18 protein-coding genes are annotated in these 14,353 nt (G+C 71.0%); 10 read left to right on the top strand and 8 right to left on the bottom strand.

The window, feature by feature from the left end; all coding sequences use genetic code 11:
* The first annotated feature begins 155 nt into the window (after nucleotides 1-155).
* On the top strand, nucleotides 156-1,088 hold the full coding sequence (gene htpX / locus ACFWE2_RS12610) for a zinc metalloprotease HtpX (protein WP_116673540.1): 933 nt from the start codon (nucleotides 156-158) through the stop codon (nucleotides 1,086-1,088).
* 117 nt (nucleotides 1,089-1,205) lie between these two features.
* Nucleotides 1,206-1,700: a YajQ family cyclic di-GMP-binding protein gene (locus ACFWE2_RS12615; RefSeq protein ID WP_377224570.1), complete on the top strand. Its 495-nt coding sequence runs from the start codon at nucleotides 1,206-1,208 to the stop codon at nucleotides 1,698-1,700.
* 128 nt (nucleotides 1,701-1,828) lie between these two features.
* On the opposite strand, the gene ACFWE2_RS12620 is transcribed toward ACFWE2_RS12615, so the two are convergent.
* The 5 genes from ACFWE2_RS12620 to ACFWE2_RS12640 all read right to left on the bottom strand — a co-directional run bounded on the left by ACFWE2_RS12620 (nucleotide 1,829) and on the right by ACFWE2_RS12640 (nucleotide 6,542).
* Nucleotides 1,829-3,088 (bottom strand): DUF418 domain-containing protein, encoded by a 1,260-nt coding sequence (locus ACFWE2_RS12620; RefSeq protein ID WP_377224571.1) that lies wholly within the window; start codon nucleotides 3,086-3,088, stop codon nucleotides 1,829-1,831.
* Between the two features lie 121 nt (nucleotides 3,089-3,209).
* Nucleotides 3,210-4,337 (bottom strand): sensor histidine kinase, encoded by a 1,128-nt coding sequence (locus tag ACFWE2_RS12625; RefSeq protein WP_377224572.1) that lies wholly within the window; start codon nucleotides 4,335-4,337, stop codon nucleotides 3,210-3,212.
* Nucleotides 4,334-5,011, bottom strand: coding sequence for a response regulator (locus tag ACFWE2_RS12630; RefSeq protein ID WP_377224573.1), 678 nt, complete (start codon nucleotides 5,009-5,011; stop codon nucleotides 4,334-4,336). Before ACFWE2_RS12630 ends, ACFWE2_RS12625 begins: the two co-directional genes overlap by 4 nt.
* A gap of 146 nt (nucleotides 5,012-5,157) precedes the next feature.
* Entirely contained in the window at nucleotides 5,158-6,096 is a 939-nt protein-coding gene (locus ACFWE2_RS12635) for a MerR family transcriptional regulator (protein ID WP_377224574.1), read from the bottom strand.
* Nucleotides 6,097-6,140: 44 nt separating this feature from the next.
* Nucleotides 6,141-6,542 carry a winged helix-turn-helix transcriptional regulator gene (locus ACFWE2_RS12640; RefSeq protein WP_377224575.1) on the bottom strand — a complete coding sequence of 134 codons (402 nt, stop codon included), beginning with the start codon at nucleotides 6,540-6,542 and terminating at the stop codon, nucleotides 6,141-6,143.
* Nucleotides 6,543-6,569: 27 nt separating this feature from the next.
* Here ACFWE2_RS12640 and ACFWE2_RS12645 point away from each other — a divergent pair, with 27 nt between their 5' ends.
* On the top strand, nucleotides 6,570-7,151 hold the full coding sequence (locus ACFWE2_RS12645; RefSeq protein ID WP_377224576.1) for a hypothetical protein: 582 nt from the start codon (nucleotides 6,570-6,572) through the stop codon (nucleotides 7,149-7,151).
* A gap of 68 nt (nucleotides 7,152-7,219) precedes the next feature.
* Here the strand turns inward: ACFWE2_RS12645 and ACFWE2_RS12650 are convergent, their stop codons facing one another.
* Nucleotides 7,220-8,725 (bottom strand): MFS transporter, encoded by a 1,506-nt coding sequence (locus ACFWE2_RS12650; RefSeq protein ID WP_377224577.1) that lies wholly within the window; start codon nucleotides 8,723-8,725, stop codon nucleotides 7,220-7,222.
* A gap of 99 nt (nucleotides 8,726-8,824) precedes the next feature.
* Here ACFWE2_RS12650 and ACFWE2_RS12655 point away from each other — a divergent pair, with 99 nt between their 5' ends.
* From ACFWE2_RS12655 to ACFWE2_RS12685, 7 genes are all read left to right on the top strand, one after another.
* Nucleotides 8,825-9,445: a TetR/AcrR family transcriptional regulator gene (locus ACFWE2_RS12655; protein WP_377224578.1), complete on the top strand. Its 621-nt coding sequence runs from the start codon at nucleotides 8,825-8,827 to the stop codon at nucleotides 9,443-9,445.
* Nucleotides 9,446-9,448: 3 nt separating this feature from the next.
* A complete protein-coding gene (locus tag ACFWE2_RS12660; protein WP_377224579.1) occupies nucleotides 9,449-9,610 on the top strand; it encodes a hypothetical protein in 162 nt (53 codons plus the stop codon).
* An 86-nt stretch (nucleotides 9,611-9,696) separates the two neighbouring features.
* Nucleotides 9,697-10,320 (top strand): TetR/AcrR family transcriptional regulator, encoded by a 624-nt coding sequence (locus ACFWE2_RS12665; RefSeq protein ID WP_377224580.1) that lies wholly within the window; start codon nucleotides 9,697-9,699, stop codon nucleotides 10,318-10,320.
* A complete protein-coding gene (locus tag ACFWE2_RS12670) occupies nucleotides 10,317-11,498 on the top strand; it encodes an FAD-dependent monooxygenase (protein WP_377224581.1) in 1,182 nt (393 codons plus the stop codon). The genes ACFWE2_RS12665 and ACFWE2_RS12670 overlap by 4 nt, the downstream gene beginning before the upstream one ends.
* 95 nt (nucleotides 11,499-11,593) lie before the next feature.
* Complete coding sequence (locus ACFWE2_RS12675) at nucleotides 11,594-11,833, top strand: type II toxin-antitoxin system Phd/YefM family antitoxin (protein ID WP_377224582.1); 240 nt, start codon at nucleotides 11,594-11,596, stop codon at nucleotides 11,831-11,833.
* Nucleotides 11,830-12,252 (top strand): type II toxin-antitoxin system VapC family toxin, encoded by a 423-nt coding sequence (locus ACFWE2_RS12680; RefSeq protein ID WP_377224583.1) that lies wholly within the window; start codon nucleotides 11,830-11,832, stop codon nucleotides 12,250-12,252. The genes ACFWE2_RS12675 and ACFWE2_RS12680 overlap by 4 nt, the downstream gene beginning before the upstream one ends.
* Nucleotides 12,249-13,130 (top strand): HAD family hydrolase, encoded by an 882-nt coding sequence (locus tag ACFWE2_RS12685; RefSeq protein WP_377224584.1) that lies wholly within the window; start codon nucleotides 12,249-12,251, stop codon nucleotides 13,128-13,130. Before ACFWE2_RS12680 ends, ACFWE2_RS12685 begins: the two co-directional genes overlap by 4 nt.
* A gap of 7 nt (nucleotides 13,131-13,137) precedes the next feature.
* On the opposite strand, the gene ACFWE2_RS12690 is transcribed toward ACFWE2_RS12685, so the two are convergent.
* Nucleotides 13,138-13,338 carry an ArsR/SmtB family transcription factor gene (locus ACFWE2_RS12690; protein WP_377224585.1) on the bottom strand — a complete coding sequence of 67 codons (201 nt, stop codon included), beginning with the start codon at nucleotides 13,336-13,338 and terminating at the stop codon, nucleotides 13,138-13,140.
* Nucleotides 13,339-13,438: 100 nt separating this feature from the next.
* Complete coding sequence (locus ACFWE2_RS12695; RefSeq protein WP_377224586.1) at nucleotides 13,439-14,293, bottom strand: carbohydrate kinase family protein; 855 nt, start codon at nucleotides 14,291-14,293, stop codon at nucleotides 13,439-13,441.
* Between the last annotated feature and the right edge of the window lie 60 nt (nucleotides 14,294-14,353).

A 14,353-nucleotide genomic window follows, 5' to 3' on the forward strand; every position in this document is an offset into this window, starting at 1 on the left:
GTAGAGCGCCTGTCCGAGTCTCCCGGTGTCACCGGAGGGATACCCGGACAGGCGCTCTACTTCGCGGACCTACTTCGCTGGGCGAACGTGCGCGATCATTGCTCGTGGGAACCGCTGCCCGGCGCGGCGCGTTCGGCTGGGAGGAAAGGAGTGCGATGCACAAGCACTACAACGGGCTGAAGACCGCCGCGCTGTTCGGTGGCATGTGGGCCGTGATCCTCGGGCTCTGGGCGCTCTTCGGGCGTAGTTCGGGCATGCTGTGGATCTTCGTGCTCATCGGCCTCGGCACCACCGCGTACGGCTACTGGAACTCGGACAAGCTGGCGATCCGCGCGATGCGCGCCTATCCGGTCACGGAGCTGCAGGCACCGGAGATGCACCGCATAGTGCGCGAGCTGTCCACGGCGGCGCGCCAGCCGATGCCCCGGCTCTACATCTCGCCCACCAAGGCGCCCAACGCGTTCGCGACGGGGCGAAACCCCCAGAACGCGGCGGTCTGCTGCACGGAGGGCATCCTCCAGCTCCTGAACGAGCGCGAGCTGCGCGGTGTGCTCGGGCACGAGCTCATGCACGTCTACAACCGAGACATCCTCACGGCGTCGGTCGCGTCCGCGCTGGCCGGGCTCATCACGGCGCTCGCGCAGTTCCTGCTGTTCTTCGGCGGCGGCGACCGCCGCGAGGGCGGCAACCCGCTCGCTGCCCTGGCGATGGCGCTGCTCGCGCCCATCGCCGCGATGCTCATCCAGATGGCGATCTCCCGCACGCGTGAGTACGACGCCGACGAGGACGGCGCCCGCCTCACGGGCGACCCGCTGGCCCTGGCGTCCGCGCTGGCCAAGCTGGAGCAGGGTACGCAGCGTGCGCCGCTGCCGCAGGACCGTGAGCTCACCAACGTGTCCCACGTGATGATCGCCAACCCCTTCCGGGGCGCGGGGATCGGCCGCCTGTTCGCCACGCACCCGCCGATGGCGGACCGGATCCGGCGCCTCGAGGCCATGGCCGGCGGCCCGTCGGGCGGGTACGGCCAGGGCGGTATCGGCGGTCCGACGTCGGGCCCGGACTGGGGCACCCCGCCCGGGATGCTCTGACCCCACCTGTCCGCGGCCGCGGAATGCGTTCGTCGCGCTCCCTGGCTGCGGATACGGTGGTGCCGAATCCGGCCGGGCGTGCAGGGGCGCCCGGGCATGACACACAAGGAGCACCACATGGCCGACTCGTCGTTCGACATCGTCAGCAAGGTCGACCGCCAGGAGGTCGACAACGCGCTGAACCAGGCGAGCAAAGAGATCTCGCAGCGGTACGACTTCAAGAACGTCGGCGCCTCGATCGCGTGGAGCGGCGAGAGCATAGTGATCGTCGCCAACTCGGCGGAGCGCGTGCTCGCGGCCCTGGACGTCTTCGAGATCAAGCTGATCAAGCGCGGCATCTCGCTCAAGGCGCTCGACGTCGGCGAGCGGGAGCCCAAGCCCTCGGGCAAGGAGTACCGCCTGGCGGCCACCCTCAAGGAGGGGCTGGCGGGGGAGTCCGCGAAGAAGGTCACCAAGATCATCCGCGAAGAGGGCCCCAAGGGCGTGAAGACGCAGATCACGGGCGACGAGGTGCGCGTGACCAGCAAGTCCCGGGACGACCTCCAGGAGGTCATGGCGCTGCTGAAGGGCTCGGACCTGGACTTCGCGCTGCAGTTCACGAACTACCGCTGACGACTCGGACGCGTCGCGAGCAGCGGTACCGGTGCTCGTCGACCCGGCGTCCCGTTGGCCCAGGTTCGTGGGTGTCGGGGCGCCGACCTGCACCGGGGTGGATCAGAGCGATCCACCCCGGTGGGGTCTCATCGGAGGCGGCTCGCTGGTTTCGTGGCTGCGTTGAGCAGGTACTCCAGGGGCCCGCGGCGGAAGAAGCGGGACCAGATCGCGGCGAACACCGTCGCCCCGAGGATGAACAGGAGCACGGGCACCCAGGACTGCTGGGTGTCGGCCCCGGCGGGCATGGGCAGCATCGGCTGCAGGACGAAGTGGCCGACATAGGCGGTCAGGGACATGGTGCCAACGGCGATGACCGGCGTGGCCAGGCGGCGCAGACGCGGCAGGCGGTCCATCGCCACCGTCGCGGCCACGATCACGAGGATCGCGACTCCGATGCTGCCGATGATGTCGAACGTGGTGCCGCTGTGCGGCCCGGCGGTCAAGAGCATCGACCCAGGCATGTCGGGCAACGACCCGCTGTCCATGGGCATCGACCCCGAGCTGCCCGACATCGACCCCGAGCTGCCGGACGACGACCCGCCTTCCGCCATGCTCGCCAGCGCGTCCTTACCAGCCAGCAGCAAGGACGTGCCGTACGCGGCCACGGTGAGGGATGCGCCGAGCACGGCCAGGCGCCACTGGACGGCGGTCTTGGCCAGGTCCGCGCGGGCCAGCGCCATGCCGGCGACGACGAACGCCATCCACGTGATCGCCGGGTAGAAGCCGGTGAGCAGCAGATCGAGCACTCCCACCTCGCTGAGCCGCCTGAGCGGGTCGTAGGCGTTGATGGTCTGCACGATCTGCTCGGTCAGCAGCCCGTTCAGGGCGAACGCGAGCTGTGGTCCGACGAGGGCGATGCCGGCCGCGACGATCGCGAGCGTCCTGGCCCGCAGCCGCACCAGGGGCAGGGCCAGCAGGAAGTAGACCCCGTAGAAGCCGAGGATGATCACTCCGCCGAAGGACATCGCCATGACGGTGCCCAGCGCCAGCAGGACCACGGCGCGGATCGCGATCCTGGCCTTCGCCTGCCTGCCGGCAAGACCGGTCTTGGGCTCCCGACGTCCGGCGAGCAGCATCAGGGAGAACCCGGCGAGGGTCGCGAACAGGACCGACGAGTGACCGTCCGACAGGTACCGCACCCACCAGCCGACGCCGCTCGTTGCCGACAGCGGCGGGCCGATGTGCACGATGTACATGCCGAACACCGCGAGCGCGCGGGCCAGGTCCACCCCGACGAGGCGTCCCATCGACGGACCGCGCGTGGTCGCCGGCTCGGTCGGCGTCGGGGAGGGCGGGGGCGAGATCTCCTGCGGAGGGGCCTCCTGCAGGGGCTGCGTGTTTGTCATGTCGACAATCTCGCCCGGACGCCGGGCGGCGGACCATCCGGCTATCTTCGGTAACGGCCCCGCCGATCGGGGGGCACCACCCTGCCGACCGGCGCGGTCTCGTCCTGGCCGCCCGGCCGGATCAGTCCGTACCGAGCGGGAGCCGCAGCCGCACCCGGTAGCCGCCGTCCGAGGTCGGGTCGGCTTCCAGCGTGCCGTGGAGGATGTCGGCCCGTTCGCGCAGACCGACCAAGCCGTGCCGGGAACCGGGCAGGGGCAGGGCAGGACGCGTGGCCGCGGTGTTGGTGACGGTCACCCCGACGTCGTCGCCGTCCTGCCACAGCTCGACGTGGGCCGTGGCGCCAGGCGAGTGCTTGCGGACGTTGGTCAGCGCCTCCTGGACCGTGCGGTAGACGGCCCGCTGGGCTGGGGTGCTCACGGTGGGCGGGAGTGCGCCCGACAACGTCGCGTGAGTACCGCTCGACTCCACCAGCTTGCGGAGGTCGGCCAGGGTGGGCTGGGGCGTCAGCTCCGTCGAGCTGCCGCCGGAGGCGCGCAGCAGCGTGACCATGGTGCGCAGCTCGTCGAGCGTGGTGACGCTGAGCGAGCGGATGGTCCGGGCGGCCTCCTTGGCGTCCGCGTCCTTGGTGGCGACCTGCAGCGCTCCGGCTCGTACGGCGATCAGACCCACCTGGTGGGAGACCACGTCGTGCATCTCGCGGGCGAGCTGGGCGCGTTCGCGGGCCAGCACGGCCTGCGCGTGCAGGGCCTGTTCGTGCTCCCTTGCCTCCTCGATCTCGGCCAGCCGCTGGGCCAGGTCTCGTCGCGCCTGGAAGAGCTGGCCGAACAGGACGGGGCCCGCGGCGGTCGCGAGGCCATAGACGAAGAAGATCGGCGTCATGGTCGGGTCTTCCTCGGCCAGCGGCGACGGAACGGCCAGTGGCCACGGAACGCTGCTCGCCACGGCGGACAGGACGACGCACACGGCCAGCAGACGGCGGTCACGGGAGCGTGCGGCCAGCGTGAACAGCGCCACGATCACGGCGACGGGGACGTCCTGGGCCGTCGCCATGGGCAGGGTCAGCAGGAAGACGCCGAGCGGGAACCTGCGCCGCACGAGCAGCGACGCACAGCCGGCCGCGGCCAGCGCGACGCCGAGAGGCGTGTAGTCCCACATGTTCAGCCAGACGTCCACGGCTGCCGTCGCCGCCAGGACGACGTCGACGACCGGAGCGGGAACCCGCCGCCACAGCTCCCGTGCGCGACTCATCGTCCGGCCTGGGACCGCGGGTGTTCGTCGAGCAGTCCCGCCCGCTGCGCGAGGAGCGCCGCCTGCACCCTGCTGCTCACCCGCAGCTTGGTCAGGATGGCGCTGACGTGGTCCTTCACCGTGCCGGCGCCCAGGTGGATACGCACCCCGATGTCGGCGTTCGACAGGCCACCGGCCACCAGGACGAGGACATCGCGCTCTCGGGCGGTCAGCAGCCGGACCCGGGCCGCCTGCTCGTCGACGGCCACCTCGGTGCCCGGGTGGCCGTGCAGCAGGGTCCGCGACGCCTTGGGGGACAGCACCACACCGCCCGCGGCCAAGGTGCGCACCAGGTGCGCGAGCTGCTCGGGCTCGGTGTCCTTGAGGAGAAAGCCGGCCGCACCGGAGTGCAGCGCGGTCAGGATGTACTCGTCCGCGTCGAACGTGGTCAGCATCGCCACCACCGGAGCGTCCGGCATGGTCCGCAGTTCGCGCAGGACGGTCAGCCCGTCGACGTCCGGCATCCGGATGTCCAGGAGCACGACGTCCGGCCGCACCCGTTGGACGGTCTCCACGGCGTCGCCGCCGTTCGCGGTCGCGGCAACCTCGATGTCCTCGGCCGCCTCCAGGATGAGCTTGAAGCCCGAGCGGACCAGAGCCTCGTCGTCCACGACCACCACCCGAATCACGCGCACTGCATCCCACCCCTAACATGCGGACCGACCTGTGCCACGCCGAGCCTAGGGCCCCGTACCGCACGCAGGGCGGAGCAACGGTCGTCTCCGGCCACCCGGCGGGCCATCTCCCGCCGGTCGGCAGGGATCCCCCGGACTCCGGTCTGTCAGGAGGCCGCCGCGAGCTCCCCGGCCAGCTCCATGCAGCGCAGGCGAGCCGGCGAGAAGTCGTAGGGCATCTTCTTGACGGCCTCGAACGCGCTCATGGACCCGGAGCTTCGACCGGTCTCCTCCGCACCCTCGTCGGCGGGGTGCAAGGCCTCCCAGGTGTCGAAGAGCGCATCGTCCTCCAGATCCAGGCCGGAATCCTCGATGACGGCTTCCAGTGCCTTCTCGAAGGCGTGCCGCTCGGCGGCCACCTGCGCCACGCGCGGGTCGTCGACCGCGACGGTGTCGTCGAGTGCCTCCTCGGCGGCATCGATGCGGTCGGACTGCTCCCGCAGCTCCGGGTGGGTGGCCAGGGCGATGTACCGGGTGGCGTTGACGGCCGCACCGAGCGGGCCGAAGATCCGCTCGATGACCAGCAGGTTGTCCAGGTCCGCCTGACGCAGGGAACCCTCGGGCAGGTTCCTGAGGCGGCTGGTGACGAAGTCGGAGAGCAGGCCCATTCTGCTGCCCTCAGTGCGCATGCGCTGCACGGCGCTCCGCTGCCGCCGCAGCTCCGCCTCCTGGGTCAGGAGGGTTTCCTCCAGCCGTTCCAGGATGCCCGCGATGCCGTGATCGCCGTCGGCGCCGGCCGGAGCCATGCCGGCCGGAGCGGCGCCGGCCGGAGCCGTGTCGGCGAAGGCGGCGCGGATGTCGTCCAGGGCGATCCCCGCGTCGGCCATCCTGCGGATCCACAGCAGCCGGATCATGTCCTCGTAGCCGTACCGGCGACGGTCGTCACCGCCCCGCTCGGGCTCTGGGAGCAGACCGATCTCGTGGTAGTGCCGGATCGCCCGTGGCGTGGTGCCGACGAAGGCCGCCGCGTCACCGATCTTGACCTGGCGCGGCGGGATGAAGGACGAGTACATGAGCGGGGAGCCTTCCTCGGTGGGGCGGGACATGGATCCACGGGACCACATGCCGCTACGGAAGATGCAACTGGGACCTACGCAACAGTGCCGGCACAGCCCATCGCGGGATCCAGCGCGGTCTCGCCCCCGGTACGCCGCAGGTGAGCCTCGCCCCAGACCCTGACTCCCTCGACGACGGGCAGGACGGAGGTCCCGTACGGAGTGAGCCGGTAGATCACGGGCGCGGGAACCGGCCCGGTCACCACACGTTCGACGAGCCCGTCGGCCTCGAGCTCACGCAGCTGCTCGGCGAGCACCTTCGGCGTGATGGGCGCGCCCCTGCGGCGCAGGCCGGCGAAGTGGGTCTCGCCGTGGGCGAGCCAGTAGAGCAGGGTCAGCTTCCACTTCCCGCCGATGGCGGCGAACGCCGCCGCCATCGGGCAGCCCGGCAGCGGATTGGGGCGAGAGAGGTTACCCGCAGGTGCCTTCTTGTTCACGGCAGTGCTCCGCTCGATAGTCGGACCATGACCATTCCATACCGACGGATCCTGACCGCGGGCCTCTCCGCCCTCATGCTTCTCGCGACGGCGGCAGCGGGCACCGCAGCCCCTCCGCCCACCTCATCGACGATCGCCGATGGCCAACGGGATTTCAACTGGGAGATCGGCACCTGGCACACCACCGTGCGGGTCCTCGCCGACCCGCTCTCCGAGTCCCCGGACGAGTGGCTCGAGTTCGCGGGCACCAGCACCGTGCGGCCGCTCGCGGACCGGCGGGCCAACGTCGTCGAGCTCGACGTGTCGGGGCCGAACGGTCGTATCGAGGCGCTCAACCTGCGGCTGTACGAGCCCCAGGCGCAGCGGTGGAGCCTGACCTTCGTGAACCTCCGCGACGGCCTGCTCACCCCGGCGGTCTACGGCGGGTTCCGGGACGGCGTCGGCGAGTTCTACGGCGACGACCAGCTCGACGGCCGCCCGATCAAGGTGCGGTTCCTCATCGTCCGCGTGAGCAAGGACGAGGCGAGGTTCGAGCAGGCGTTCTCGGCGGACGACGGGACGACGTGGGAGACCAACTGGATAGCCGTGGACCGCCGAGTCTCCCGTTGAGTGCTGGATCTTCGCCCCTGACGGGACCGGATCAGGGCGAAGATCCAGCACTCAACGACGCAGGGGGGTCAGCCGACCGCCAGCGGGTCGGGCACGCGCTCGGCCGGGGCGGCGGTCGGGGGCGTGGATGTGAGCGACAGGCCGTCGCCCCGGCGACGGAACAGCACCGCGGACAGCACCGCACCCACGGCGAAGAACCCGGCGCCCCACCAGTACGCGGTCGAGTAGCTGGTGATCGCCGCCTGCACGCCGACAGCCTCGGTGACGGGCGCATGGGCCGCGAGGTAGTCGGCCGCCGCGGTGGCGGCCAGCGTGTTGAGCAGTGCCGTGCCGATCGAGCCACCCACCTGCTGGCTCGTGTTCACCATCGCGGACGCGACCCCCGCGAACTGCCGGTCCACCCCGAGCGTGGCGGTCTGCATCGACGCGGGCATGATCGTGCCCATCGCGAAGCCGATGATCATCAGCGGCACCAGGACGTGCGGTGCGTAGGTGCTCGAGGCGTCGAGGAACGTCAGGGAGAACATGCCTGCCGCGCCGATCGTCATGCCGGTCGGCACCATGAGCTTGGGGCCGAACCGGGGCACGAACAGGTTGGTGCCGAGTTGTGCGGCGAGCACGAGCATCCCGATCATGGGCAGGAACGCCAGGCCCGTCTGGATCGGCGAGTACCCGAGCGTGAGCTGCAGGTAGTAGGTGACGAAGAGGAAGATGCCGAAGATCCCCGCCCCCGCGATCAGCACCGAGAGGTACGCGGCGCCACGGTTCCGGTCGAGGAGGATCGACAGCGGCAGCAGCGGGTGGGCGGCCCGCGCCTGCCAGGCGACGAACGCGATGAGCAGCACGGCGGCGCCCGCCAGCATGCCCCAGGTCAGGGGCGCGTCCCAGCCGCCTGTCTCGGCGTTGGAGAAGCCGTAGACGAGGCCGAAGAGCGCACCTGACACGAGCAGCGTGCCCGGGACGTCGAGCCTCGGCCGTGGGCCGGTCCGCGTGATGCGTGGGATGAAGACGAGGGCGCCGACGAGGGCGAACGCGGCGATGAAGACGTTGATGTAGAGGTTCCAGCGCCAGTCGAGGGCCTCCGTCAGGACGCCGCCGAGCAGCAGCCCGACGGCGCCACCGGCCCCTGCGATCGCGCCGAAGACGCCGAAGGCGCGGGCGCGTTCCCGCGGGACGGTGAAGGTGGTCGTCAGCACGGCGAGCGCGGTGGGGGCGAGCAGCGCGCCGAACATGCCCTGCAGCGCGCGGGCGGCCACGAGCAGCTCGAACGAGCCCGCCGCACCGCCGAGGGCCGAGGCAGCGGCGAAGCCGATGAGCCCGATGACGAAGGTGCGCTTGCGGCCGATGAGGTCGGACAGGCGCCCACCGAGCAGGAGCAGGCTGGCGAAGGCGAGGGAGTAGGCGGTGATGACCCACTGGCGCTGACCGTCCGAGAAGCCGAGGTCGGCCTGGGCGGACGGGAGCGCGATGTTCACGACTGTCGCGTCGAGCACGACCATGAGCTGTGCGAGCCCGACCACGACGAGCGTGATCCAGCGCCGACGGTCGGACGCGGGTGTTGAGATATCGGACATGCCTGCCACCATATACGGAACTGAGTAGTTCCGGATATGGCTGGTTCAATAATTAACCCAAAGGTAAGGTCGAGTCCGACAGGAAGGAGGGCGACTGCGATGGCGCAGATCGAGCAGGCAGAGGTGAAGCCCCGGCTCGGGCGCAAGCGGGACCACACCCGCGACCCCGAGATCCTGGACGTCGCGCTCGACGTCCTGGCGGAGACCGGCTACGACGGCATGACCGTCGAGATGGTCGCGACGCGCGCCAAGGCGGGCAAGGCGACGATCTACCGGCGGTGGCCGTCCAAGTCCGAGCTGGTGCTCGACGCGGTCGCCTGCATGAAGGGCAGGGACCTCGACCTCGACAACCTGCCCGACACCGGGACGCTGCGCGGTGACCTGGTGGCGATGATCAAGTCGCCGAGCATCCGCGAGAGCGAGCGCAAGCTCAAGGTGATGGCCGGGATCGTCTCCATGATCGCCCGCAACCCCGAGATGGCCGCCGCCGCGCACGAGGCGCTGGTGGAGCCGCGCGCCGCCGTCAACCGCATCTTCTTCCAGCGTGCGATCGACAGGGGCGAGATCCCGGCGGACGTCGACGTCGAGAAGCTCTGCATGATCGGCCCGGCGCTGACCGCGTACCGGGTGCTCATGCTGCGCAAGCCCGTCGACCGCGAGTTCCTGCTCTCGAACATCGACGGAGTGATCCTGCCCGCCGTCGGGCTGCGAGCCGCCTGAGCCGTGCACCTGGACGGCGGGATCCTTCTCGGTGCCCTCTGCGGGCTGATCTTCGTCGGCGCGCGGGCGTTCCATGCCTTCGGCAGCTTGCGGTACGAGCGTGTGGTCCTGTGCCTGCTCGTCGTCTCTGCGCTCGTCTCGGTGGCGGCACTGGTGGTCGCCTGACGGCGGCTCGGGCCCGAGCGTATACAAAGACGCAGGTAGCGGCTATGGTTGGTCAGTCGTCCAAGACGATCGACCAAGGAGTGCGGATGCCAGGCTCGACCAACGCCGAGCGCGGACGAGAGGTGCGTGGCCGGCTGCTGACCGCCGCGAGGGAGCTCATCGCCGAGGTGGGCTGGAGCGGCGTGAGCACACGGGTGCTCGCCGAACGTGCGGGCGTGCGATACGGGCTCGTGCACTACCACTTCGAGTCGCTCCCGGCGCTGCTGCGTCAGGCCACGCTCGAGGCGATGGCCGGCATGCTCGACGGCACGGCCGCCCTGCTGAGCGACGCCGCGAGCCCGGCCGACGGCGTCGAGGCGATGCTGTCGGAGCTCGACCGCTACACCGGCTCCGATCCTGCCTCGCTGCTGTTCGTCGAGGGCTACCTCGCGGCCACCCGGGACGACGAGCTGCACGCGCGCATGGGCGAGCTCGTTGCGCGGTTCCGGACCGCGCTCACCACATCCTTCGCCGACGCCGGGCACCCGTCGCCGGAAGCGGCGGCGCGGCTGGTCATGGCCGTCCTCGACGGGTTCGTCCTGCACAAGGGGCTGGATCCGGAGCTGACCGGCGCGCGGATCGCGCCCCTGCTGCGCACGCTCACCGGCCCGGCACCCGTGGCGCCGCCGGTCTCCGCCACACCCGCCGAACCGAACGGAGCACAACGATGAGAGCAGTGATCAGCGGTGCGGGCATCGCAGGCCTCGCCCTGGCCAACCGGCTGCACCACCACGGCTGGGACGTGCACGTCGTCGATCGCGCACCTGGGCCGCGTGCCCAGGGCTACATGATCGACTTCTTCGGTCCGGGGTTCGAGGCGATCACCGCGATGGGCCTGGAGCCGAGACTGCGTGAGCTCGCGAGCCCGGTCCGGGAGTTCAGCTATGTCGACGACCGCGGCCGCACCACGGTGAGCGTTGACTACGAGCTCTTCGCCAAGGCGGTCGACGGCGGCATGGTCAGCATCATGCGACCCGCGCTCGAAGGGCTGCTCCGGGAGTCGCTGCTCCGCGAGTCGACGGCGGGCGCGGTCGACCTGCGCTACGGCACCACTGTCGACCGGATCGCCGGCGGCGCCGTCGAGCTTTCCGACGCCACGACCCTGGAAGCCGACCTGATCGTCGGGGCCGACGGCGTCCACTCCGGCGTCCGCTCGCTGACCTTCGGCGCCGAACGTGACGACCTCCGCTACCTCGGCATGCAGACCGGTGCGTTCGTGTTCACCGACCAGGCGGTGTTCGAGCAGGTCCGCGGCCGGTTCGTGCTCACGGAGACACTCAACCGCCAGCTCGGTTTCTACGGGCTCGACGGCGGACGCGTGGCCGTCTTCACGGTGTTCCGCACCGACGACCGGGCTTTGCCCGACGATCCGCGCGCAGCGCTCCGCCGGACCTTCGCCGGCATGGGTGACCTGGCTGAACGGGCCCTCGCGCAGTGCCCGCCGTCCGACGAGATCTACTACGACCAGGTGGCCCAGACCGTCACGCCGCGCTGGACCGACGGGCGGGTGGCGCTCGTGGGCGACGCCGCCCACGCGGTCTCGCTGGTCGCCGGCCAGGGCGCTTCCCTCGGCGTCGCGGGCGCCTACGTGCTGGCCGAGCGGCTACGGGTCGCGCCATCGGTACCCGAAGCGCTCGCCGACTACGAACGGCGCTGGCGGCCGGTCGTCACCGGCGTCCAGGAGGCGGCTCGGGACCGCGTCACCGAGTGGTTCGTGCCGACGCGGATGGCAACCCTCCTCCTGCGCAGGTGGGGGTTCCGGGCCATGAAGCTGCCGGGCCTCGACCGCATCCTCGTCGGCCCGCTGTTCCCCAAGGGCCACCGGTCGGTGGCCGAGCTCAGTGCGTGATCGGCCTGTTCATGGGGCACGCGACCGTGCGGCCTGTACGCCGTGTCCGACACCGCGTATGATGTAGGTACGTACCTACATTGGGGGTGGTCGTGATGAGTGTCGTCACTTCTCGCGAGCTGAATCACGACGTGAGTGCGGTCAAGCGTGCCGCCGCCCGCGGCCCGGTGGTCATCACCGACCACGGTCGGCCGTCGCACGTGCTTCTGACTTTCGCGGACTACCAGCGGCTCACAGGCACCGACGTCAGCCTGGCGGATGCGTTCGTCATGGCGGAGGAGATCGAGTTCGAACCCGTACGTCCCGAGGGCACGACGCGGGAGATCGACTGGTGAAGTTCCTTCTGGACACCAACGTCGTGTCCGAGCTCCGGAAGCCCGGTGAGCGGCGCTCGGAGCAGTTCAACGACTGGGCGGGAGATCTGTCGCTGTCGGATACCTCGCTCTCGGTCATCACCGTGCTGGAGCTGCGTGCCGGTATCGAGGCGAAGCGCCGGCGCGACCCTCAGCAAGCGGAGATTCTGGAGGCCTGGTTGGACAAGAGCGTGCTGCCCAGCTACCTGGGACGAGTGCTGGACGTCGACCAGGCGGTGGCCGATGCTGCGGCCCGGCTCCATGTCCCTGATCGCCGGCCTGCCCACGACACTCTCATCGCGGCGACCGCGCAAGTGCACGGGCTGACCCTTGTGACACGCAACGTTGCGGACTTCGAGTCGATGGCCATCCCGTTCGTCAACCCGTGGAACCCGCGGTGACCCGCCTGCCCCGCGTGGTCGCCACCGACCTCGACGGGACGCTGCTGCGCAGTGACGGCAAGGTCTCCGACCGCACCCGCCAGGTCCTCGCGGACCTGGACGCGGCCGGCGTCGAGGTGGTCTTCGTGACCGCCCGCCCGCCGCGCTGGCTCACCCACCTCTCCGACGCCGTGGGCGGCCACGGCCGGGTCATCTGCATCGGCGGGGCGTGCGTGCTCGACCTCGCATCCGGCGAGACCCTCGACACCTACGGCTTCGACGACGCCGCGGTGCGCGCAGCGGTGGCCGGTATCCGGGCCGCACTGCCGCACGCGGCGCTCGCCTTCGAGCGGCCGGACGGCGTCGCGTTCGACCCGCACTACCCGAACCGCGAGCCGGCGCTCGACCCTGCACTCTGGTCCGTGCCGGTCGAGGACACGCTCGGTGCGGTCGGCACGCCGGGGCCGGTGTCGAAGATCCTCGCGCTCGACCCCGCGTACATCCCGCCGCCCGGCATCCTCGTCGACCCACCGGAGGAGATCCGGCTCGCGCAGGAGCAGTTCTTCACCGCGATCCGGGGCGCCGTCGGGCCGCACGCGCAGCTCGCGTACTCGGGCGCCGTCGGCCTGGCCGAGCTGATGCCGGTCGGTGTCGACAAGGCCGCCGCGCTGGCCCGCTGGTGCACGCGGCTCGGTGTCGACGCCTCCGACGTCTGGGCCTTCGGCGACATGCCCAACGACCTGCCGATGCTCACCTGGGCGGGCCGTGGCATCGCCGTCGCCAACGCCCACCGCGACGTGCTGGCGAGTGCGGACGCCGTCGTCGGGCACCATGACGCCGACGGCGTGGCCGAAGAGCTGGCGTCCGCACTGGACGGAGCTCTCCGGCCGCGCCGGTGAGCTCGGCTCAGGCGGACGGCTCCCTGCCGGCCGTGGTGCCGTGCACCAGGCCGGCCTGGTCGAGCACGTCGAGGTGCTTGGCCACGGCCTGCCGGGTCACGGGCAGCCGCTCGCTCAGGCTGGTGGCCGTCCCGTGGCCGTCGCTCAGTAGGTCGATCAGGCGACGGCGGGTAGGGTCCCCGATCGCCGACCAGAGGTCGTCGTCCACGTGCCACCGCCGTCGTGCTGACTCGCCGTGCCAGGTGCGTCGAGTCAGCGGCCTGGTCCGACCGACCCGCTGACTCGACGGACCACCTGCCGCGAGTCAGTCAGTTCGGCCCGAGGAGCGGGCTCAGGTGGCGGCTGCCCAGTGCGCGCGTCGCCTGGCGCGCGCCCGCACGGAGGCACTCGGCAGTGCCCGCGCCGTCGAGGTGCGCCGCGAAGAAACCGGCGAAGAACGCGTCGCCCGCGCCGTTCGTGTCGACGACGTCGACGGGCTCCGCCGGGCACTCGAACCAGCCCTCAGCGGTGCGCGCGACGGCGCCCCGCGCGCCCAGGGTGCACACCACCGTGCTCGCACCCCGCTCCAGCAGCGACGTCATGAGGGCCCGGTGGTCGTCCGTGCCGTCGTCGTTGAGAAAGACGTACGCGCACGCGTCGGCGAACGGCCGGTGGAACTCGGCCACGCCGTCGTAGTCGTGCAGGTCGGTCCAGAGCGTCGCCCCGCTCGCCGCGGCGGCGGGAAGGAGGCTCAGTCCGACCGCGCTGAGGTCCAGCACCACGTGCTCGGCGGCTGCCACCCGAGCAACGGCCGCGGCGTCGGGACCGGGTGACGCCGCGGTCGTGGCGAGGTAGATCGAGAGCCGCTCGCCCGCGTCGGTCATCAGGTTCAGGTGCTGCTCCGAGGGTCCGGTGACCCGGCGGCCGAGGATCTCGGCCCCCCGCGCACGCTCGAGCGCCGCGAGGATCAGGTCGCCCTCCGGATCGGTGCCGACGTCGGTGGCGAGCGTGCTCGCGACCCCGAGGTCCGCGAGGTGCAGGACCTTGCCCGCGCTCGTACCGCCCAGTGTCCGCACCGCGCCGCGCGCGAACACGGTGTGCGGCCTGGGGGCGGGAAGCTGATCGAGTCGGACCAGGGTGTTCCATGCCGCGGGTCCGGCCACCACTGTGCGAGGAGCGTTCATGCACACACCCTGCCACCCGCCACCGACACCCCGGCACGACGCCGCACCGCCAGCGCCACA

The organism is Promicromonospora sp. NPDC060271 (assembly GCF_042726755.1).
In the GTDB taxonomy this organism is placed as follows: Bacteria; Actinomycetota; Actinomycetes; order Actinomycetales; family Cellulomonadaceae; genus Promicromonospora.